The organism is Pseudomonas sp. GV105 (assembly GCF_003058185.1).
Classification (GTDB): Bacteria; Pseudomonadota; Gammaproteobacteria; order Pseudomonadales; family Pseudomonadaceae; genus Aquipseudomonas; species Aquipseudomonas veronii.
The window spans coordinates 1-19150 of record NZ_QBUF01000011.1; the positions used below are offsets into that span (position 1 = coordinate 1).

Below are 19150 nucleotides of genomic sequence, written 5' to 3' on the forward strand. Positions count from 1 at the left end.
GAGATGATGGCGATGGGCAATACCACGCTGTTTTTGGATGTGTTTCCGTTGCATGCGTTTTATAAGGAGCGGGGGTTGGGGTTGCTTGAGACCTGCCTGTCCTCGCGCCAGAACATTTTTGAGGATGGGCTGCAGCGGGTGTTGTGGCCGGTGGGGCAGGAAAATTTAAGGTTTGGGCTTGACCACGACTACATTCTGCAAGCCTTTCAGGCCATTGACGAAGGAAATATCGCCGAAAGTGTTAAGTATCTGGCTTGGCATGAACAGCAAAATATCCTTCAGCCAACCATGTATACCGACCAAAAATTAGTGGCTCTGCTACGTAGCAACCATCTTTCATACGTCACGGGCATACCGTCCGGAGTCGCGCAAGCCATTGAGCTAACGCTGGCAAGCCAATGCCGCTCTGTTGATGACGGCAGGACCATTGAGTTCAGCAACAACCCCATCGCCAACTTGGCCGATATCGATCAACGCATGACCTTCGTGCTCAAGGCCGCCGCGCAATTTGACAAGCTGTTAAATAGCGGTGAGCGGCATCGAATCGAACAAGCGCTGGATGATGTCGCTGCAGGTCGGGGCATGCGATGAACCGGCTCTCACAAGTAAACTGGCGACATGCCGCACTTGTATTGTTCGCTGCCGTACTACTGGTAGGAATGATACGTTTCTTCACCAGTACGCCAGAAATCGCACTGATGCTTGGGGAGCCTTGGGAAGACATGCGTCAGCGCTCCAGTGCAGCAATCGCCCCTGCTATTCCCGGAGAAATATGGGGGAGGCTACCAAAGTCCGATGCCCGTCTACGCTTCATAGACCCTCAATATGGATTCGTTACCCCGCCTGCCCGCTTCCTCGCGGTAAGTTTCGACAAGGAGCGCGTTGGTAGTATCCGCATGTCCCCCCAAATCGAACCGCTATTGCTCGATGACACCCTCAACGTCGTGCTGTATCTGCAAAAACAATGGAGCAATGCCGGCTGGCTGCCCATCCGAGTCGCCTCCAACCCTCCATTCGCCGACACACCTGAATGGCGTGCTCGATTGCGAAATGTGAACCGGGGTGGCAAGTCTTACTGGCGGGCAGAAAACAAATACCAAGTCATGTTGGTAGTTGGGCGCTTCAAGGACTATCGGCATCCCACAGAAGAGCGGTACCTCATTACACTGGAATTATCCAGGCCGTGGGGGCTGCCATAACTAGATTTGTTAAATCGTTTCCACAGAACGTGAGAACGATCTTCATCGTGCGCAGGCATGCCTAGAGGGTGGCCTGAGGCACCCTTTTCACAGAACCAACCTACAGCGTCCGACTACCAGGCTTTTCTCGCCGAGCCTAGCGTGCTGGTCCCTGCTAACAAAAGGACATCGCTGGCATGCGCCGCTATTTCATTACCCGAGGAGCCAAAACCACCGCTGGCGGGACCGTCGGCGGCGGTTTGAGGGGCTTTCGCATCACCAAAGTAGCCATCGCCCTTGAAGGTGAGGACCGGGGGTTGGGCTTGCTTGAGACCTGCTTGCGGTCGCGCCAGAACATTTATGAGGATGGACAGGATCGGGTGTTGTGGTCGGTGGGGCAGGAAAAGCTAAGGTTTGAGGGGGATTACCCGGAAATATTGCAGGCCTTCAAGGCGATTGACGATGGAGACATTGCCAAAAGTATTGAGCATCTGGCTGACCACGAACAACGAAACATTCTTCAACCGACCATGTACGGCGATCCAAAACTCGTGACCCTGCTACGTAGCAACCATCTTTCATACGTCACGGGCATACCGTCCGGGATCGCTCAGGCCATTGAACTGACACTGGCAAACCAATGCAGTCCCGCTGATGAAGGTCGGACCATTGATTTCAACAACAACCCCTTCGCCAATCTAGCCAATATCGATCAGCGTATGGCATTCGTGCTCAAGGCTGCAGCGCGGTTTCACACACTGCTGCGCAGTACTGAGCGGCATCGAATCGAACAGGCGCTAGACGATATCGCTGAAAACCGGGGTGTTCAATGAGCCGGCTCGCGAAGATAGGTTGGCGACGTGGCGGACCGGGACTGGTCGTTGCCGCATCACTCGTATGGATAGCGCTACGCCTGGGCGCGGAAGATCCGGAAATTGCGCTGATGCTAGGCGAGCCCTGGGAAGACATGCGTCAGCGTTCCAGCGCAAGCATTGGCCCAGCCGTTTCGGGAAATTATTGGGGAACAGTACCGAAATCTGATGCTCGCCTGCGTTTCATAGACCCTCAGTATGGGTTTATGAGCCCGCCTGCGCGTTTCTTCATGATTAGATATAAGGATATGCGAGTCGCAGATCTCAGCTTGTCTCCCCAAGTAGAGCCACTACTGCTCGACGACACCCTCAAGGTCGTACTGGACTTGCAGGAGCAATGGCGCAAGGCAGGCTGGGAACCCATTCGAGTTGCGTCCAACCCTCCGTTCGCCGATACCCCGGAATGGCGTGCCCGGCTGCGCAATGTGAACCGAGGCGGCACATCCTATTGGCGAGCGAGCGACAAGTATCAAGTGATGCTGGTGGTTGGGCGATTCAAGGACGATAGACGTCCCACAGAGGAGCGTTACCTCATGACGCTGCAACTGGCCGCGCCATGGGGCCCTCCTTAGCCGCCCCCGATAGACCTGTCACTCCTGATCGCGCCCATCCATGGGAACGATCCCTAAAGCGTCGCCTGGCGCACCTGTTTCTCCAATTCAACCTTCAAACCGGGCTCCAACTTGAGCTGTCGCGCCAGCTCATCCAGGTACGCCTTCTCCATAAAGTTCTCCTCATCCACCAGCATCACACTGGCGATGTACATCTCGGCGGCCATTTCCGGGGTGCTGGCGGCCCGCGCCACGTCGGCCGGGTCGAGGGGTTTGTTCAGCTCGCCGTGCAGCCAGCTTTGCAATTCACGGTCGTTATCCAGCTTGTTGAATTCACCTTCGATCAGCGCGCGCTCGCGCTCATCCACATGCCCGTCGGCCTTGGCCGCCGCCACCAACGCCTTGAGGATGCCCTGGCTGTGTTGCTCGACCTGAGCCGGTGGCAAGCGGTCGATGGTCTGCGGCTCGCCTTGGGGCGCGCTGGCCTGTTGCGCCTGCCAGTTGCCATAGGCTTTGTAGGCGATCACGCCCAATGCCGCCAACCCGCCATAGGTCAGGGCCTTGCCGCCGAATTTGCGCGCTTTTTTATTGCCCAGCAGCAGGCCCATGGCCCCAGCGGCCAGGGCCCCGCCGCCAGCGCCGCCGAGCAAACTGCCGAGCCCGCCACTGCCGAGCAGGCCGCCGAGGGCGCCTTTGTCGTCGGATTTGCGCTGGCCGCCGGCCTTGTTCTGCAACATGTCCTGACCAGACTTGAGCAGTTGTTCGAGTAATCCACGGGTATTCATGCGTAGCCTCCAGACACCAGGGTTCATAAGACCAATAGACTCCCAGCGTAAAACTTAGCGCCAAAAAACCCCGATCTAGAGTGCTTCCAGATGTAACGCGGCTATCCTTCGGTTAAATCGATATACACTCGAGCAAATCGATAAAAACACCCCACTGGTAACTCCAGCATGATGACCTTGCGTCAGATCCGCCACTTCATCGCCGTGGCCGAGACCGGTTCGATCTCCGCCGCTGCGCAAACCGCGTTTATTTCGCAGTCGACCCTGACCCTGGCGATCCAGCAACTGGAGCAGGAAATCGGCGTCAACCTGTTCAACCGCCACGCCAAGGGCATGACCCTGACCCACCAGGGCCATCAGTTCCTGCGCCAGGCGCACTTGATCCTGGCCACCGTCGACAACGCCAAGCGCAGCCTGCAGCAGAGCACCGACCAGGTGGCCGGGCAATTGATCGTCGGCGTGACCAGCCTGGTGGCCGGTTATTACCTGGCCGACCTGCTCACCCGCTTCCAACGCGCCTACCCCAATGTGGAAATCCGCGTGATGGAGGATGAGCGCCCGTACATCGAGCATTTGCTGGTCAGCGGCGAGATCGATGTGGGCGTGTTGATCCTCTCCAACCTCGAAGACCGCCACGCCCTGCAGACCGAAGTACTCACCCACTCGCCCCACCGCCTGTGGCTGCCGGCGCAACATCCGCTGCTGGAGCACGACAGCATCAACCTGGCCGATGTGGCGCGTGAGCCGTTGATTCAGCTGAACGTCGACGAAATGGGCCACAACGCTCAACGCATGTGGGCCTCTGCCTGCCTGCAACCACACGTCACTTTGCGCACCGCCTCCACCGAAGCCGTGCGCAGCCTGGTGGCCGCCGGCCTGGGCGTGTCGATCCAGCCGGACATGACCTACCGCCCCTGGTCCCTGGAAGGCGACATTATCGAAGCGCGCCCCATCGCCGACCTCAGCCAGACCCTCGACGTCGGCCTCGCCTGGCGCCGTGGCACCGCGCGCCCGGCACTGGTCGACCCATTCCTGACCGTGGCACGGGAACAGCCGCACCCACGTAAGCCATCTATTTAATCGAATGCTGCATTCAGTATTTAGTATTTGTTGACCTCGCGCCTGACCTCTAGTCTCTGTGCATCCATAAGAGAAAGTCGGGCGCCTTGTAAGAGAACGCCCATGGCCACACAAGAAAAGAGATCGCGAAAAATGTCCGCTGCGCCCACCCCGCTGCTCACTGCGTTGCTGATCGACGGCGAACTGGTCCAGGGCCAGGGCTTTGTCGAACCGATTCTCAACCCAGCCACGGGCGAAGTGCTGACTCAGATCGCCGAAGCCAGCATCGAACAGGTCGAAACCGCGATCCTTGCCGCCCACCGCGCATTTGCCGGCTGGTCCCGCACCACGCCGCAGCAACGTTCGAACATTCTGCTGGGCATCGCCGATGCCATCGAGCACCAAGCCGACTACCTGGCTCGCCTCGAATCCCTGAACTGCGGCAAACCGTTGCACCTGGCCCGCCAGGATGACTTGAGCGCCACCGTCGATGTGTTCCGCTTCTTTGCCGGCGCCGTGCGCTGCCAGACCGGCCAGCTCAGCGGCGAATACCTGCCGGGCTACACCAGCATGGTGCGGCGTGACCCGATTGGCGTGGTGGCCTCGATTGCGCCGTGGAATTACCCGCTGATGATGGCCGCGTGGAAGATCGCCCCCGCCCTGGCCGCCGGTAATACCCTGGTGTTCAAGCCGTCGGAACACACGCCGCTGTCGATCCTCGCCCTCGCTCCAGCGCTCAACCAGTTGTTGCCGCGCGGGGTGATCAACATTGTGTGCGGCGGCGGCGAAGGCGTCGGCAGCCATCTGGTCAGCCACCCGAAGGTGCGGATGGTGTCGTTGACCGGCGATATCGTCACCGGACAAAAGATCCTGCAAGCCGCGTCGAAAACCCTTAAACGCACGCACCTGGAACTGGGCGGCAAGGCGCCAGTGATCGTGTGCAACGACGCCGACCTGCAAGCCGTGGTCGAAGGCGTGCGCGCCTACGGTTACTACAACGCCGGCCAGGACTGCACCGCCGCGTGCCGTATCTACGCCCAGGCGGGGATTCACGACAAATTGGTCGCCGACCTGGGCGCGGCGGTCAGCAGCCTGCGCTTTGCCGGCAAGCGCGATGCCGACAACGAACTCGGCCCGCTGATCAGCACGCGCCAGCGCGACCGCGTCGCCAGCTTTGTCGAACGCGCCCTCGGCCAGCCGCATATCGAACGCGTCACCGGCGCCGCCGTGCATTCCGGCGCGGGCTTCTTTTATCAGCCGACGTTGCTCGCCGGCTGTAAACAAAGTGATGAAATCGTCCAGCGCGAAGTGTTCGGCCCGGTGGTCACCGTGACCCGCTTCGACGAACTGGAACAAGCGGTGGACTGGGCCAACGACTCCGAATACGGCCTGGCCTCGTCGGTGTGGACGCAGAACCTGGACAAGGCCATGCAGGTCGCGGCGCGCCTGCAATACGGCTGCACCTGGATCAACAGTCATTTCATGCTGGTCAGCGAAATGCCCCACGGCGGCTTGAAGCGCTCCGGGTATGGCAAAGATCTGTCCAGCGATTCGCTACAGGACTACAGCGTGGTGCGGCACATCATGGCTCGCCACGGCCAGCACCTTTAAAACAACAACTAAGCTCAAGCGTCACCGGCTGCAAAAAACTGCCCCGACCATAATTAAAGAAGAGGGATTCCCCATGTCCGCGCATAAGACCGCACTGCTCAGTGCCCTGACCACCGCGCTGCTGGCCAGCGCCAGCCTGCAGGCCGCCGAACCGCTCAAAGCGGTAGGCGCCGGCGAAGGCCAGCTGGATATCGTCGCCTGGCCCGGCTATATCGAACGGGGCGAAAGCGACAAGGCTTACGACTGGGTCACAGGTTTCGAGAAGGAAACCGGCTGCAAGGTCAATGTGAAAACCGCCGCCACCTCTGACGAAATGGTCAGCTTGATGGCCAAGGGCGGTTACGACCTGGTCACCGCGTCAGGCGATGCGTCGCTGCGGTTGATCGTCGGCAAGCGGGTGCAGCCGATCAATACCGCGTTGATTCCCAACTGGAAGACTATCGACCCGCGCCTGAAAGACGCGCCGTGGTACGTGGTCGGCCAGCAAACCTACGGTACTCCGTACCAGTGGGGGCCGAACGTGCTGATGTACAACACCAACGTGTTCAAGACCGCGCCCACCAGCTGGAATGTGCTGTTCGAGGCGCAGAACCTGCCGGACGGCAAGCCGAACAAAGGCCGCGTGCAAGCCTACGACGGCCCGATCTACATCGCCGATGCGGCGCTGTACCTCAAGTCGACCAAGCCGGAGCTGGGCATCCAGAGCCCCTACGAACTGACCGAAACCCAGTACAAAGCCGTGCTCGACCTGTTGCGCGCACAGCAACCGTTGATCCACCGCTACTGGCACGACACCACCGTGCAGATGAGTGACTTCAAGAACGAAGGCGTGGTCGCCTCCAGCGCCTGGCCGTATCAGGTCAACGGCCTGATCAACGAGAAGCAGCCGATTGCCTCGACCATTCCCAAGGAAGGCGCCACCGGCTGGGCCGACACCACCATGCTGCACAGCGAGGCCAAGCACCCGAACTGCGCCTACAAATGGATGGACTGGTCGCTGCAGCCGAAGGTCCAGGGCGATGTCGCCGCCTGGTTCGGCTCCCTGCCGGCGGTGCCGGCGGCCTGCACCGGCAGCGAATTGCTCGGCGCCGAGGGCTGCAAGACCAACGGCTTCGACCAGTTCGACAAGATCGCCTTCTGGAAAACCCCGCAGGCTGAGGGCGGCAAGTTCGTGCCGTACAGCCGCTGGACCCAGGATTACATTGCGATCATGGGCGGGCGCTAATCCCCCCTGTGGGAGGGGGCATGCTCCCTCCCACATTGAGCACATTCACCGATGTTCTGTTTTTTCAGAAGTCCAGGCCGGGCCGCTGCGACGACCCGCGCCTTTTGGGAGCACCGCACCATGACGCTTGCAGTCCAATTCACCCACGTTTCCCGTCAGTTCGGCGAAGTGAAAGCCGTTGACCGGGTTTCCATCGATATCCAGGACGGCGAGTTCTTTTCCATGCTCGGCCCTTCCGGCTCGGGCAAGACCACCTGCCTGCGCCTGATCGCCGGGTTCGAGCAACCGAGCGCAGGCTCGATCCGGATTCATGGCGAGGAAGCCGCCGGCTTGCCGCCGTATCAGCGTGACGTCAACACGGTATTCCAGGATTACGCGCTGTTCCCCCACATGAATGTGCGCGACAACGTGGCCTACGGCCTGAAAGTCAAAGGCGTGGGCAAGACCGAGCGCCTCGACCGCGCCGAAGAAGCCCTGACCATGGTCGCCCTCGGCGGCTACGGCGAGCGCAAGCCGGTGCAGCTCTCCGGCGGCCAGCGCCAACGGGTCGCCCTGGCCCGCGCGCTGGTCAATCGCCCGCGCGTGTTGCTGCTGGATGAACCGCTGGGCGCCCTCGACCTCAAGCTGCGCGAACAGATGCAAAGCGAGCTGAAAAAGCTGCAACGTCAGTTGGGCATCACGTTTATCTTCGTGACCCACGACCAGACCGAAGCGCTGTCGATGTCCGACCGCGTGGCCGTGTTCAACAAGGGCCGCATCGAACAGGTCGACACCCCGCGCAACCTCTATATGAAACCGGCCACCGCGTTCGTCGCCGAATTCGTCGGCACCTCCAATGTGATTCGCGGCGAGTTGGCCCAGCGCCTCAGCGGCAGCCCGCAGCCGTTCTCGATCCGCCCGGAGCACGTGCGCTTTGCCGAAGGCCCGCTGGCGGCCGACGAAGTGGAAATCAGCGGCCTGTTGCATGACATCCAGTACCAGGGCAGCGCCACCCGCTACGAACTGAAACTGGCGAACGGCCAGGCGTTGAACATCAGCCAGGCGAATAACCAGTGGCTGGACATCAGCAACGGCTATCAGGTCGGCCAGCCCATCACTGCACGCTGGGCGCGGGCCGCCATGACCACCCTGACCGACCACGCAGGCGAGGTGTGACATGAGCCTGACCCAAGCGCCGATGCGCAGGTTTTCCAACCTGCTGTATCGCAGACCCAACCTCTACCTGGCAATGCTGCTGATACCGCCGCTGATCTGGTTCGGCGCGATCTACCTGGGCTCGTTGCTGACCTTGCTGTGGCAGGGCTTCTACACGTTCGACGACTTCACCATGGCGGTCACGCCGGACCTGACCCTAGCCAACTTCGCCGCATTGTTCCAGCCATCGAACTTCGACATCATCCTGCGCACCCTGAGCATGGCGATTGTGGTGTCGCTCGCCAGCGCCATCGTCGCCTTCCCCATCGCCTATTACATGGCGCGCTACACCACGGGCAAGACCAAGGCGTTCTTCTATATCGCGGTGATGATGCCGATGTGGGCCAGCTACATCGTCAAGGCATATGCCTGGACCCTGCTGCTGGCCAAGGGCGGCGTAGCGCAATGGTTTGTGCAGCACCTGGGCCTGGAGCCGCTGTTGCAGTTCGTGCTGGGAATCCCCGGCGTGGGCGGCAGCACCTTGAGCACCTCGCACCTGGGGCGGTTCATGGTGTTCGTCTACATCTGGCTACCGTTCATGATCCTGCCGATCCAGGCGTCGCTGGAGCGTTTGCCGCCGTCGTTGCTGCAAGCCTCGGCCGACCTGGGCGCCAAGCCGCGCCAGACCTTCATGCAGGTGATCCTGCCGCTGTCGGTGCCGGGGATTGCCGCCGGTTCGATCTTCACGTTTTCGCTGACCCTGGGCGACTTCATCGTGCCGCAACTGGTCGGGCCGCCGGGCTATTTCGTCGGCGGCATGGTGTACGCCCAGCAAGGTGCCATCGGCAACATGCCCATGGCCGCGGCGTTCACCCTGGTGCCGATCGTACTGATCGCGGTTTACCTGTCCATCGTCAAACGCCTGGGGGCCTTCGATGCACTCTGAGAAATCATCCATCGGCTTGAAGATTGCGGCCTGGGGCGGCTTGGTGTTTCTGCACTTCCCGATCCTGATCATCTTCCTGTACGCCTTCAACACCGAAGAGGCAGCGTTCAGCTTTCCACCCCAGGGCTTCACCCTGAGGTGGTTCAGCGTGGCGTTCGCCCGCCCGGACGTGCTCGAAGCGATCAAGCTGTCGCTGCAGATCGCGGCGATCGCTACCCTGATCGCCATGGTCCTCGGTACCCTCGCTTCAGCCGCGCTGTATCGCCGCGAGTTCTTCGGCAAGCAAGGCGTGTCGCTGATGCTGATCCTGCCGATCGCGCTGCCGGGGATCATCACCGGTATCGCCCTGCTGGCGACGTTCAAGACGTTGGGCATCGAGCCGGGGATGTTCACCATCATCGTCGGCCACGCGACCTTCTGCGTGGTGATCGTCTACAACAACGTCATCGCCCGCTTGCGCCGCACCTCCCACAGCCTGATCGAAGCCTCGATGGACCTGGGCGCCGACGGCTGGCAGACCTTCCGCTACATCATCATGCCCAACCTCGGCTCGGCGCTGCTGGCCGGCGGCATGCTGGCGTTTGCGCTGTCGTTCGACGAAATCATCGTCACCACCTTCACCGCCGGGCATGAGCGCACCTTGCCGCTGTGGCTGCTCAACCAGTTGAGTCGCCCACGGGATGTGCCGGTGACCAACGTGGTGGCGATGCTGGTGATGATCGTGACGATGTTCCCGATTCTGGGTGCCTATTACCTGACCCGCGGCGGTGAAAGCGTGGCAGGCAGTGGCGGTAAATAATGTGGGTATTGGAGAAGTGCCCCCCCCACACTCAGAGCCGGTTTCTTCAGGGCAATAACAACAGTTTTTTGGAGGAGTGAACCATGCAAACCAAACTCTTGATCAACGGCCAACTGGTCAAAGGCGAAGGCCCGGCGCAGGCCGTATTCAACCCGGCGTTGGGCCGTGTGCTGGTGGAAATCAACGAAGCCAGCGAAGCCCAGGTCGACGCCGCCGTGCGGGCCGCCGATGCAGCGTTTGAAAGCTGGTCACAGACCACGCCCAAGGATCGCTCGCTGTTGCTGCTGAAACTGGCGGACGTGATCGAAGCCCACGGCGAAGAACTGGCCAAGCTGGAATCGGACAACTGCGGCAAACCCTACAGTGCGGCACTGAACGACGAGATCCCGGCGATTGCCGACGTGTTCCGCTTTTTTGCCGGTGCCAGCCGCTGCATGAGCGGCTCGGCCGGCGGTGAATACCTGCCGGGCCACACCTCGATGATCCGCCGCGATCCGGTGGGCGTGATCGCATCCATCGCCCCGTGGAACTACCCGCTGATGATGGTCGCCTGGAAAATCGCCCCAGCCCTGGCCGCCGGTAATACCGTGGTGCTCAAGCCGTCGGAACAAACCCCGCTGACCGCATTGCGCATGGTCGAACTGGCGTCGGAGATCTTCCCGGCCGGCGTGCTCAACCTGGTCTTCGGCCGTGGGCCCACCGTGGGCAGCCCGTTGGTGAACCACCCGAAAGTACGCATGGTGTCGCTGACCGGCTCCATCGCCACGGGCGCCAACATCATTTCCAACACCGCCGACCGCGTGAAGCGCATGCACATGGAACTGGGCGGCAAGGCGCCGGTGATCATCTTCAACGACGCGGACATCGACGCGGCGGTGGAAGGCATCCGCACCTTCGGTTTCTACAACGCCGGCCAGGATTGCACCGCGGCGTGCCGTATCTATGCCCAAGCGGAAATCTACGATGCGTTCGTCGAGAAGCTCGGCGCGGCAGTCGCCAGTATCAAGTACGGCTTGCAGGATGACCCGACCACCGAGCTGGGCCCGCTGATCACCGCGCAACACCGCGACCGCGTGGCCGGTTTCGTCGAACGTGCCGTGGCGCAGCCGCATATCCGCCTGGTCACCGGCGGCAAGGCGGTGGAAGGCAACGGCTTCTTCTTTGAGCCGACGGTTTTGGCCGATGCGCAGCAGGACGACGAAATCGTGCGCCGCGAGGTGTTCGGGCCGGTGGTGTCGGTGACCAAGTTTGCCGATGAAGCACAGGTGCTGGGCTGGGCCAACGATTCGGACTACGGTCTGGCGTCATCCGTATGGACCGCCGACGTGGGACGCGCCCATCGCTTGGCTGCGCGCTTGCAGTATGGCTGCACCTGGGTGAACACTCACTTCATGCTCGTCAGCGAAATGCCTCACGGCGGTCAGAAACTGTCGGGGTATGGCAAGGACATGTCCATGTACGGGCTGGAGGACTACACCACCGTGCGCCATGTGATGTTCAAGCACTGAACCTCGCCCTGATACCTTGACTGTAGGAGCAAGCTTGCTCGCGAAGAACGCCAACGATAATGCGGGGCATCCGATTAAACGCGGTGTCCAGGCGCCTGTCGCGAGCAAGCCCCCGCCTACATTGGATCTTCATAATTCCTGGGTAATGTGCTCACTCAAAGCCCGGAAATGTCTTGTCGCATTTGCCAAGCCATCATCCCGCCATCAATCATTTTTCCTACGCCATCGAACCGCTTAAGCTATGCGGCGTCTGTTTAATGTCCGTTGCGTTTGGCCGAAGGCATGTCCGAACCGTTATCTTTGATCCAGCACGCGCCAGGGCCGGCGCGGGATTTGCTCACGACAGGTTGTCTCTATGCACCGCAGGAATTTGCTTAAAGCGTCCATGGCCATTGCGGCTTACACCGGTTTATCGGCCAGCGGCCTGTTGGCTGCGCAAGCCTGGGCCGGGAACCGCGCCGCCGACGGCAAGGCCGTGGCGTTCGACTTCGAAACGCTGAAGACCCAGGCCAGGCAACTCGCCGGGACCGCGTATAAAGACACCAAACAGGTGCTGCCGCCCACCCTGGCGACCATGACCCCGCAAAATTTCAACGCCATCGGCTACGACGGCAAACACTCGCTGTGGAAGGAAGTGAACGGCCAGTTGGACGTGCAGTTTTTCCACGTCGGCATGGGCTTCAAGACGCCCGTTCGCATGCACGCCGTCGACCCCACGACCCGCGAGGCCCGCGAAGTGCATTTCCGCCCTTCGCTGTTCAACTATGAAAAAACCACGGTCGACACCCAACAACTGACCGGCGACCTGGGTTTCTCCGGCTTCAAGCTGTTCAAGGCGCCGGAACTGGATCGCCATGACGTGCTGTCGTTTCTCGGCGCCAGTTACTTCCGCGCGGTGGATTCCACGGGGCAATATGGCCTTTCCGCACGCGGCCTGGCGATCGATACCTACGCGAAAAAGCGCGAGGAATTCCCCGACTTCACGCAGTTCTGGTTCGAAACCCCGGATAAAAATGCCACGCGCTTTGTGGTCTACGCCCTGCTCGACTCGCCGAGCGCCACCGGCGCCTACCGTTTCGATATCGACTGCCAGGCCAACCAGGTGGTCATGGCAATCGACGCCCATATCAATGCGCGCACCGCCATCGAACAACTGGGCATCGCGCCGATGACCAGCATGTTCAGTTGCGGCACCCACGAGCGGCGCATGTGCGACACCATCCACCCGCAGATCCACGACTCGGACCGCCTGGCAATGTGGCGCGGCAACGGCGAGTGGATCTGCCGCCCGCTGAACAACCCGGCCAAGCTGCAATTCAATGCGTTCGCCGACACCGACCCGAAAGGCTTCGGCCTGGTGCAGACCGACCATGAATTCGCCAGCTACCAGGACACCGTCGACTGGTACAGCAAGCGCCCAAGCCTGTGGGTCGAACCGACCACCGCGTGGGGCGAAGGCTCGATCGACCTGCTGGAGATCCCGACCACCGGCGAAACCCTGGACAACATAGTGGCCTTCTGGACCCCGAAAAAACCGGTGGCCGCCGGTGATTCACTCAACTATGGCTACAAGTTGTACTGGAGCGCCCTGCCACCGGTGAGCACGCCGTTGGCGCAAGTCGACGCCACGCGTTCAGGCATGGGCGGCTTCACCGAAGGCTGGGCACCGGGCGAACATTACCCGCCAGTCTGGGCGCGGCGGTTTGCCGTGGACTTCAAGGGCGGCGGCCTGGATCGCCTGGCAGCCGGCACCGGGATCGAGCCGGTGGTGACCTGTTCCCACGGCGAGGTGAAAGACTTCAGCGTGCTGGTGCTCGACAGCATCAAGGGCTATCGCATCCTCTTCGACTGGTACCCGACCAGCGACAGCGTGGAGCCAGTGGAACTGCGCCTGTTTATCCGCACGCAGGACCGCACCTTGAGTGAAACCTGGTTGTATCAGTACTTCCCGCCGGCACCGGAGCAGCGTAAATACACCTGACACCGTGACCGACCATGTGAGCGCGGGCTTGCCCGCCCCCACATGGGGTCACAGCCCGCTCAGAACCGCGACACACTCTTCATCGCCCCAATCAAATAGCGCATCGCCACCTGATCGTTCTCGGTCAGGGCGCGATACTGTGCGAGCAATTCAGCTTCATCGGAACTCAACCTTCGGGCACGCAAGGACACCCTGCGGGTCAGAAAAGACGCCACCACACCCGCTACACCATAGGACTTGGCCATGGACTGTTTCTCCTGATATCGATCAAAAACTCCGTGTGCCCATTACCCGCCTGCCGTGAAGCGCAATGCCTCGGTAGACAAACCGACTGGCTCCCTGGGCCAGAAATCAGGCGTACTCTAAGCGTAGAAACAATCTCATGACGTGTGGGATTTTTTTAGAGTATTCACTTAAATAATTGGGTCAGGAATAAATACCTACAGCCCTATCCCACAGCTCCTGGCAAAAAAAACCCACCGGATAAGGGTGGGTTTTGTTGGAACCTAAGAAGGCTCAATCCCTGAGATCAGACTCATGAATCGGCTGCTCCCGATGGGTCGCCCGCTGGTACTGGGCCGGCCAGGTCGCCTTGCGCCCGCCCAGGTCATCGTCGGCATGCAATGGCCAATACGGGTCACGCAGCAGCTCGCGGGCGAGGAAGATGATGTCGGCCTGGCAGGTGCGCAGGATGTGTTCGGCCTGGGCCGGCTCGGTAATCATGCCCACGGTGCCGGTAGCGATGCCCGACTCTTTGCGCACACGCTCGGCAAACCGCGTCTGGTAGCCGGGGCCGATGGGGATCTCGGCGTTGGCGGCGGTGCCGCCGGAGGACACGTCGATCAGGTCGACCCCCAAAGCTTTCAGGCGACGTGCCAGTTCCACGGTTTCATCGGGGTTCCAGCCGTCCTCCACCCAATCGGTGGCTGACACCCGCACAAACAGCGGCAGGTCTTGCGGCCAGACTTCGCGCACCGCTTCGGTGACTTGCAGCACCAGGCGGATACGGTTTTCAAAGGTGCCGCCGTACTGGTCCTGACGCTGATTGCTGATGGGCGAGAGGAATTGATGCAGCAGGTAACCGTGAGCGGCGTGGATCTCCACCACTTTGAAACCGGCGGTCAACGCGCGCTTGGCGGCGGCGACGAAGTCGGCGATCACTTGCTCGATCTGCGCCTCGTCCAGCGACCTGGGCTGCGTATGGTTCGGGTCAAAGGCAATCGGCGAGGGCCCCACCGGCACCCAGCCGCCGTCTTGCGGCTTGAGGCTGCCGTGTTTGCCGATCCACGGCCGATGGGTGCTGGCCTTGCGCCCGGCGTGAGCCAATTGAATCCCGGCCACGGCGCCCTGGGCAGTGATAAAGCGCGTGATACGTTGCAGCGGGGCGATCTGTGCGTCGTTCCACAGGCCCAGGTCTTCGGCGGTGATACGGCCCTCGGCGGTCACGGCGGTGGCTTCGGTGAAAATCAGCCCCGCCCCGCCGACAGCGCGGCTGCCGAGGTGGACCAGGTGCCAGTCGTTGGCCAGGCCATCGACGCTGGAGTACTGGCACATCGGCGACACGGCAATGCGATTGAGCAGGGTCAATTGGCGCAGGGTATACGGTTCGAGCAACTGACTCATGGCGCACCTCTTCTTGGCTTTTTGGGCACTTCTGTAGGAGCGCGCTTGCTCGCGAAAGCCTCATGGGCGCCGCGTTTATCCAGGATCGACGCGTTACCGTTAAGGTTTTTCGCGGGCAAGCCCGCTCCTACACAACAGTGCTTAGAGCCTAGTCGACAACGGGGGATTGCACAGGGTTCAGAAGACAAAGCGGGAGCCGATTGCCGGCTCCCGTCCAACAACCGCTTACATTTCGACCTGGGTGCCCAGCTCGATCACCCGGTTGACCGGGAGTTTGAAGAACCGCAGGTTGCCGTTGGCATTCTTCAACATGAACGCGAACAAGCCTTCGCGCCAACGGGCCATGCCTTTGATGCGCGAGGCGATGACCGTTTCGCGGCTGAGGAAGTACGTGGTACGCATCGGGCTGAAATCCAGATCATCGAGGTGGCACAGCTTCAGCGCTTCGGGCACGTCCGGCTCATCGGTGAAACCGAAGTGCAGGATCACGCGGAAGAACCCTTCGCCGTAGGCATCCACCTCGAAGCGCCGTGCGGCGGGAACGCGGGGAATGTCTTCGTAGACCACCGTCAGCAACACCACTTGCTCGTGCAACACCTGGTTATGCAGCAGGTTATGCAACAGCGCATGGGGCACCGCGTCGGGCCGCGCGGTGAGGAACACCGCGGTGCCCTGCACGCGATGGGGCGGCTGCACGCGGATACTGCTGATAAAGATCGGCAGCGGCAGGCCGCCCTCGTCGAGGCGGTCCATCAGCAGTTCCTTGCCGCGTTTCCACGTCGTCATCAGGATAAACAGCACAATCCCCGCCAATACCGGGAATGCACCGCCCTGGACGATTTTCGGCACGTTGGCGGCGAAGAACAGCCCGTCGACCAACAGGAAACCGATCAGCACCGGAATCGCCAACACCGGTGGCCATTTCCACAGCAACAGCATCACTGCCGACACCAGGATGCTGGTGATCAGCATGGTGCCGGTCACCGCCACGCCGTAGGCCGAAGCCAGCGCGTTGGACGACTCGAAGCCCAGCACCAGCAGGATCACGCCGACCATCAGCGACCAATTCACCGCGCCGATATAGATCTGGCCCTGTTCGGCGCTGGACGTATGCTGAATGTGCATGCGCGGGATGTAACCCAGTTGGATCGCCTGACGGGTCAGGGAGAACGCGCCGGAAATCACCGCCTGGGACGCAATCACCGTGGCCAGGGTAGACAACACCACCAACGGAATCAGCGCCCAGCTCGGTGCGAGCAGGTAGAACGGGTTACGCGCCGCTTCGGGGTTTTCCAGCAGCAACGCACCTTGGCCGAAATAGTTGAGCACCAGCGCCGGCAGCACCAGGGCGAACCAGGCACGCGCAATGGGTTTGCGCCCGAAGTGGCCCATGTCGGCGTACAGCGCTTCGGCACCGGTCAATGCCAGCACCACGGCGCCGAGAATCGCCACACCCATGCCAGGGTGGACCATGAAGAAACGCACACCCCACACCGGGTTCAATGCGTTGAGCACTTCCGGATGCTGGCTGATGCCATGCACGCCCAGGCCCGCCAGCACCAGGAACCACAACACCATGACCGGCCCGAACAGCTTGCCGATACGGTCGGTGCCATGTTTCTGGATCAGGAACAGCCCCACCAGCACCACCAGCGACAGCGGTACGACCCAGCGTTCAAGCCCTTCGAAGGCCAGTTCCAGGCCTTCTACCGCCGAGAGCACCGAGATTGCCGGGGTGATCATGCTGTCGCCGTAAAACAGCGCAGCGCCGATCAACCCGAGAATCACCAGCACCGAACGCAGCTTCGGATACGGCGACGCCGCTCGCCGCGCCAACGCAGTGAGGGCCATGATCCCGCCCTCGCCCTGGTTATCGGCGCGCAGGATGAACAACACGTACTTGATCGAAACGACCCAGATCAGCGACCAGAAGATCAGCGCCAGTATCCCCAACACACCATCATGGTTGACCTGAACCCCATACCCTCCACCGAACACCTCTTTAAGGGTATAGAGCGGGCTGGTCCCGATATCGCCATAAACCACCCCGACCGCTGCCACCAGCATGCCAATCGGCTTGGCATTGGAATGCTCGGCACCCGCTGCCTGACTACTTGCCTGACCCATCAACCACTCCTGCCCTATGACCTGAGGTCTCTTATAAACAACGCATCTAAGCTGACCTTAGCATGCGCTGTTTTACTTCTCGTAACAGACGTTTTGTTGACCCAAGGATTTCACCCGTTCGCAACGGCGCGAAGCATAGCGCAGCACTCGTCGTATTTCCCTGCATAAAGCTGGTCAAGTGCGTTGCCCGTCGCTAGAATTGCGCACTTTTTGATCAGAGGCACAAAAGCATGCTCTTTTACGAGCGCGCTAAGTGCCCGTCTACCGCCTTGTCGTGCCCGACTGGCGGCGTCATTCAATACCGAGGTTAGACATGTCCACCACCATCGCAAAAGCCAACCCCAAGGTCGGCTTTGTTTCCCTGGGCTGCCCGAAGGCTCTGGTCGACTCCGAACGCATCCTGACGCAACTGCGCATGGAAGGTTATGACGTCGTGTCCACTTACCAGGACGCGGACGTGGTGGTGGTCAACACCTGCGGCTTCATCGACTCGGCCAAGGCGGAATCCCTGGAAGTGATCGGCGAGGCCATCAAGGAAAACGGCAAGGTCATCGTCACCGGCTGCATGGGCGTGGAAGAAGGCAATATCCGCAACGTACACCCGAGCGTGCTGGCCGTGACCGGTCCGCAGCAGTACGAGCAGGTGGTCAACGCCGTGCATCAAGTGGTGCCGCCGCGCCAGGACCACAACCCGCTGATCGACCTGGTGCCGCCGCAAGGCATCAAGCTGACCCCGCGCCACTACGCGTACCTGAAGATTTCCGAAGGCTGCAACCACAGTTGCAGCTTCTGCATCATCCCGTCGATGCGCGGCAAGCTGGTCAGCCGCCCGGTGGGCGATGTGCTGGACGAAGCCCAGCGCCTGGTCAAATCCGGCGTTAAAGAACTGCTGGTGATCTCCCAGGACACCAGCGCCTACGGCGTCGACGTGAAATACCGCACCGGCTTCTGGAACGGTGCGCCGGTGAAAACCCGCATGACCGAGCTGTGCGAAGCCCTCAGCAGCCTGGGCGTGTGGGTGCGCCTGCATTACGTGTACCCGTACCCGCACGTGGACGAGCTGATCCCGTTGATGGCCGCCGGCAAGATCCTGCCGTACCTGGACATCCCGTTCCAGCACGCCAGCCCGAAAGTGCTCAAGGCCATGAAACGCCCGGCCTTCGAAGACAAGACCCTGGCGCGCATCAAGAACTGGCGCGAGATCTGCCCGGAACTGATCATCCGTTCGACCTTCATCGTCGGCTTCCCGGGCGAAACCGAAGAAGACTTCCAGTACCTGCTCGACTGGCTGACCGAAGCCCAGCTGGACCGCGTCGGCTGCTTCCAGTACTCGCCGGTCGAAGGCGCCCCGGCCAACCTGCTGGACCTGGCCGTAGTACCGGATGACGTCAAGCAAGACCGTTGGGAGCGCTTCATGGCGCACCAGCAGGCGATCAGCTCGGCGCGCCTGCAACTGCGCATCGGCAAGGAAATCGAAGTGCTGATCGACGAAGTCGACGAGCAAGGCGCCGTAGGCCGCTGCTTCTTCGACGCCCCGGAAATCGACGGTAACGTATTTATCGACGATGCCAGCGGTTTGAAACCCGGCGACAAGGTCTGGTGTACGGTGACCGATGCCGACGAATACGACCTGTGGGCCGAAAAGCGCGACTGATCGCATCAGGCGCGGATAAAAAAGTGAAAAAGCCCTGCTTCTGGACAAGATGCGGGGCTTTTTTAGGTCTATCGTTTTGCCCATCGACACCGAACAT

The 19150-nt window shown here is 61.0% G+C and carries 17 protein-coding genes; 13 read left to right on the forward strand and 4 right to left on the reverse strand.

Features of this window, described 5'->3' with window-relative positions; all coding sequences use genetic code 11:
* The 4 genes from C8K66_RS20975 to C8K66_RS20990 form a co-directional block, all read left to right on the forward strand.
* Nucleotides 1–591: DUF2515 family protein (locus tag C8K66_RS20975; RefSeq protein WP_371928156.1), on the forward strand; the 591-nt coding region annotated here is incomplete at its 5' end.
* Nucleotides 588–1199 carry a hypothetical protein gene (locus tag C8K66_RS20980; protein WP_057005795.1) on the forward strand — a complete coding sequence of 204 codons (612 nt, stop codon included), beginning with the start codon at nt 588–590 and terminating at the stop codon, nt 1197–1199. The genes C8K66_RS20975 and C8K66_RS20980, both read left to right, overlap by 4 nt.
* Before the next feature lie 176 nt (nt 1200–1375).
* The gene (locus C8K66_RS20985; RefSeq protein WP_057005796.1) at nt 1376–2011 is read left to right on the forward strand and encodes a DUF2515 family protein; all 636 of its coding nucleotides are present in this window, start codon (nt 1376–1378) and stop codon (nt 2009–2011) included.
* Nucleotides 2008–2622, forward strand: a complete 615-nt coding sequence (locus tag C8K66_RS20990) for a hypothetical protein (RefSeq protein ID WP_057005797.1) — start codon at nt 2008–2010, stop codon at nt 2620–2622. Before C8K66_RS20985 ends, C8K66_RS20990 begins: the two co-directional genes overlap by 4 nt.
* A 53-nt stretch (nt 2623–2675) precedes the next feature.
* Here C8K66_RS20990 and C8K66_RS20995 read toward each other — a convergent pair whose 3' ends face one another.
* The gene (locus C8K66_RS20995) at nt 2676–3386 is read right to left on the reverse strand and encodes a tellurite resistance TerB family protein (protein ID WP_108525842.1); all 711 of its coding nucleotides are present in this window, start codon (nt 3384–3386) and stop codon (nt 2676–2678) included.
* A 168-nt stretch (nt 3387–3554) separates the two neighbouring features.
* On the opposite strand from C8K66_RS20995, the gene C8K66_RS21000 reads away from it, so the two are divergent.
* The 8 genes from C8K66_RS21000 to C8K66_RS21040 all read left to right on the forward strand — a co-directional run bounded on the left by C8K66_RS21000 (nt 3555) and on the right by C8K66_RS21040 (nt 13649).
* On the forward strand, nt 3555–4466 hold the full coding sequence (locus tag C8K66_RS21000; protein WP_017844684.1) for a LysR family transcriptional regulator: 912 nt from the start codon (nt 3555–3557) through the stop codon (nt 4464–4466).
* A 132-nt stretch (nt 4467–4598) separates the two neighbouring features.
* The gene (locus C8K66_RS21005) at nt 4599–6056 is read left to right on the forward strand and encodes a gamma-aminobutyraldehyde dehydrogenase (RefSeq protein ID WP_169881156.1); all 1458 of its coding nucleotides are present in this window, start codon (nt 4599–4601) and stop codon (nt 6054–6056) included.
* 73 nt (nt 6057–6129) lie between these two features.
* On the forward strand, nt 6130–7281 hold the full coding sequence (gene ydcS / locus C8K66_RS21010; protein ID WP_017844682.1) for a putative ABC transporter substrate-binding protein YdcS: 1152 nt from the start codon (nt 6130–6132) through the stop codon (nt 7279–7281).
* A 120-nt stretch (nt 7282–7401) separates the two neighbouring features.
* Nucleotides 7402–8436, forward strand: a complete 1035-nt coding sequence (locus C8K66_RS21015) for an ABC transporter ATP-binding protein (RefSeq protein WP_057005799.1) — start codon at nt 7402–7404, stop codon at nt 8434–8436.
* A gap of 1 nt (nt 8437) precedes the next feature.
* Nucleotides 8438–9361, forward strand: a complete 924-nt coding sequence (locus C8K66_RS21020) for an ABC transporter permease (RefSeq protein WP_057005800.1) — start codon at nt 8438–8440, stop codon at nt 9359–9361.
* A complete protein-coding gene (locus C8K66_RS21025; RefSeq protein WP_010563467.1) occupies nt 9351–10160 on the forward strand; it encodes an ABC transporter permease in 810 nt (269 codons plus the stop codon). The genes C8K66_RS21020 and C8K66_RS21025 overlap by 11 nt, the downstream gene beginning before the upstream one ends.
* 83 nt (nt 10161–10243) lie before the next feature.
* Nucleotides 10244–11668, forward strand: a complete 1425-nt coding sequence (locus C8K66_RS21030) for a gamma-aminobutyraldehyde dehydrogenase (protein WP_017844679.1) — start codon at nt 10244–10246, stop codon at nt 11666–11668.
* A 355-nt stretch (nt 11669–12023) separates the two neighbouring features.
* Nucleotides 12024–13649, forward strand: coding sequence for a glucan biosynthesis protein D (locus C8K66_RS21040; RefSeq protein WP_026139759.1), 1626 nt, complete (start codon nt 12024–12026; stop codon nt 13647–13649).
* Between the two features lie 59 nt (nt 13650–13708).
* Here the strand turns inward: C8K66_RS21040 and C8K66_RS21045 are convergent, their stop codons facing one another.
* From C8K66_RS21045 to C8K66_RS21055, 3 genes are all read right to left on the reverse strand, one after another.
* Complete coding sequence (locus tag C8K66_RS21045) at nt 13709–13894, reverse strand: hypothetical protein (RefSeq protein WP_017844677.1); 186 nt, start codon at nt 13892–13894, stop codon at nt 13709–13711.
* A gap of 271 nt (nt 13895–14165) precedes the next feature.
* Nucleotides 14166–15272: an NADH:flavin oxidoreductase/NADH oxidase gene (locus C8K66_RS21050; protein ID WP_017844676.1), complete on the reverse strand. Its 1107-nt coding sequence runs from the start codon at nt 15270–15272 to the stop codon at nt 14166–14168.
* 225 nt (nt 15273–15497) lie between these two features.
* Entirely contained in the window at nt 15498–17399 is a 1902-nt protein-coding gene (locus C8K66_RS21055) for a potassium transporter Kup (RefSeq protein ID WP_057005801.1), read from the reverse strand.
* 313 nt (nt 17400–17712) lie between these two features.
* Here C8K66_RS21055 and rimO point away from each other — a divergent pair, with 313 nt between their 5' ends.
* Nucleotides 17713–19053 (forward strand): 30S ribosomal protein S12 methylthiotransferase RimO, encoded by a 1341-nt coding sequence (rimO, locus tag C8K66_RS21060; protein ID WP_046384502.1) that lies wholly within the window; start codon nt 17713–17715, stop codon nt 19051–19053.
* The last annotated feature ends 97 nt before the right edge of the window (nt 19054–19150 follow it).

Excerpts from the sequence above, each read along its gene's own strand:
- C8K66_RS20990 (WP_057005797.1), top strand. The coding sequence starts at position 2,008 with ATGAGCCGGCTCGCGAAGATAGGTTGGCGACGTGGCGGACCGGGACTG.
- C8K66_RS21030 (WP_017844679.1), top strand. The coding sequence starts at position 10,244 with ATGCAAACCAAACTCTTGATCAACGGCCAACTGGTCAAAGGCGAAGGC.
- C8K66_RS21005 (WP_169881156.1), top strand. The coding sequence starts at position 4,599 with ATGTCCGCTGCGCCCACCCCGCTGCTCACTGCGTTGCTGATCGACGGC.
- C8K66_RS21050 (WP_017844676.1), bottom strand. The coding sequence starts at position 15,272 with ATGAGTCAGTTGCTCGAACCGTATACCCTGCGCCAATTGACCCTGCTC.
- C8K66_RS21000 (WP_017844684.1), top strand. The coding sequence starts at position 3,555 with ATGATGACCTTGCGTCAGATCCGCCACTTCATCGCCGTGGCCGAGACC.
- ydcS (WP_017844682.1), top strand. The coding sequence starts at position 6,130 with ATGTCCGCGCATAAGACCGCACTGCTCAGTGCCCTGACCACCGCGCTG.
- C8K66_RS20980 (WP_057005795.1), top strand. The coding sequence starts at position 588 with ATGAACCGGCTCTCACAAGTAAACTGGCGACATGCCGCACTTGTATTG.
- C8K66_RS21020 (WP_057005800.1), top strand. The coding sequence starts at position 8,438 with ATGAGCCTGACCCAAGCGCCGATGCGCAGGTTTTCCAACCTGCTGTAT.
- C8K66_RS21055 (WP_057005801.1), bottom strand. The coding sequence starts at position 17,399 with ATGGGTCAGGCAAGTAGTCAGGCAGCGGGTGCCGAGCATTCCAATGCC.
- rimO (WP_046384502.1), top strand. The coding sequence starts at position 17,713 with ATGTCCACCACCATCGCAAAAGCCAACCCCAAGGTCGGCTTTGTTTCC.
- C8K66_RS21025 (WP_010563467.1), top strand. The coding sequence starts at position 9,351 with ATGCACTCTGAGAAATCATCCATCGGCTTGAAGATTGCGGCCTGGGGC.
- C8K66_RS20985 (WP_057005796.1), top strand. The coding sequence starts at position 1,376 with ATGCGCCGCTATTTCATTACCCGAGGAGCCAAAACCACCGCTGGCGGG.
- C8K66_RS20995 (WP_108525842.1), bottom strand. The coding sequence starts at position 3,386 with ATGAATACCCGTGGATTACTCGAACAACTGCTCAAGTCTGGTCAGGAC.
- C8K66_RS21040 (WP_026139759.1), top strand. The coding sequence starts at position 12,024 with ATGCACCGCAGGAATTTGCTTAAAGCGTCCATGGCCATTGCGGCTTAC.
- C8K66_RS21015 (WP_057005799.1), top strand. The coding sequence starts at position 7,402 with ATGACGCTTGCAGTCCAATTCACCCACGTTTCCCGTCAGTTCGGCGAA.
- C8K66_RS21045 (WP_017844677.1), bottom strand. The coding sequence starts at position 13,894 with ATGGCCAAGTCCTATGGTGTAGCGGGTGTGGTGGCGTCTTTTCTGACC.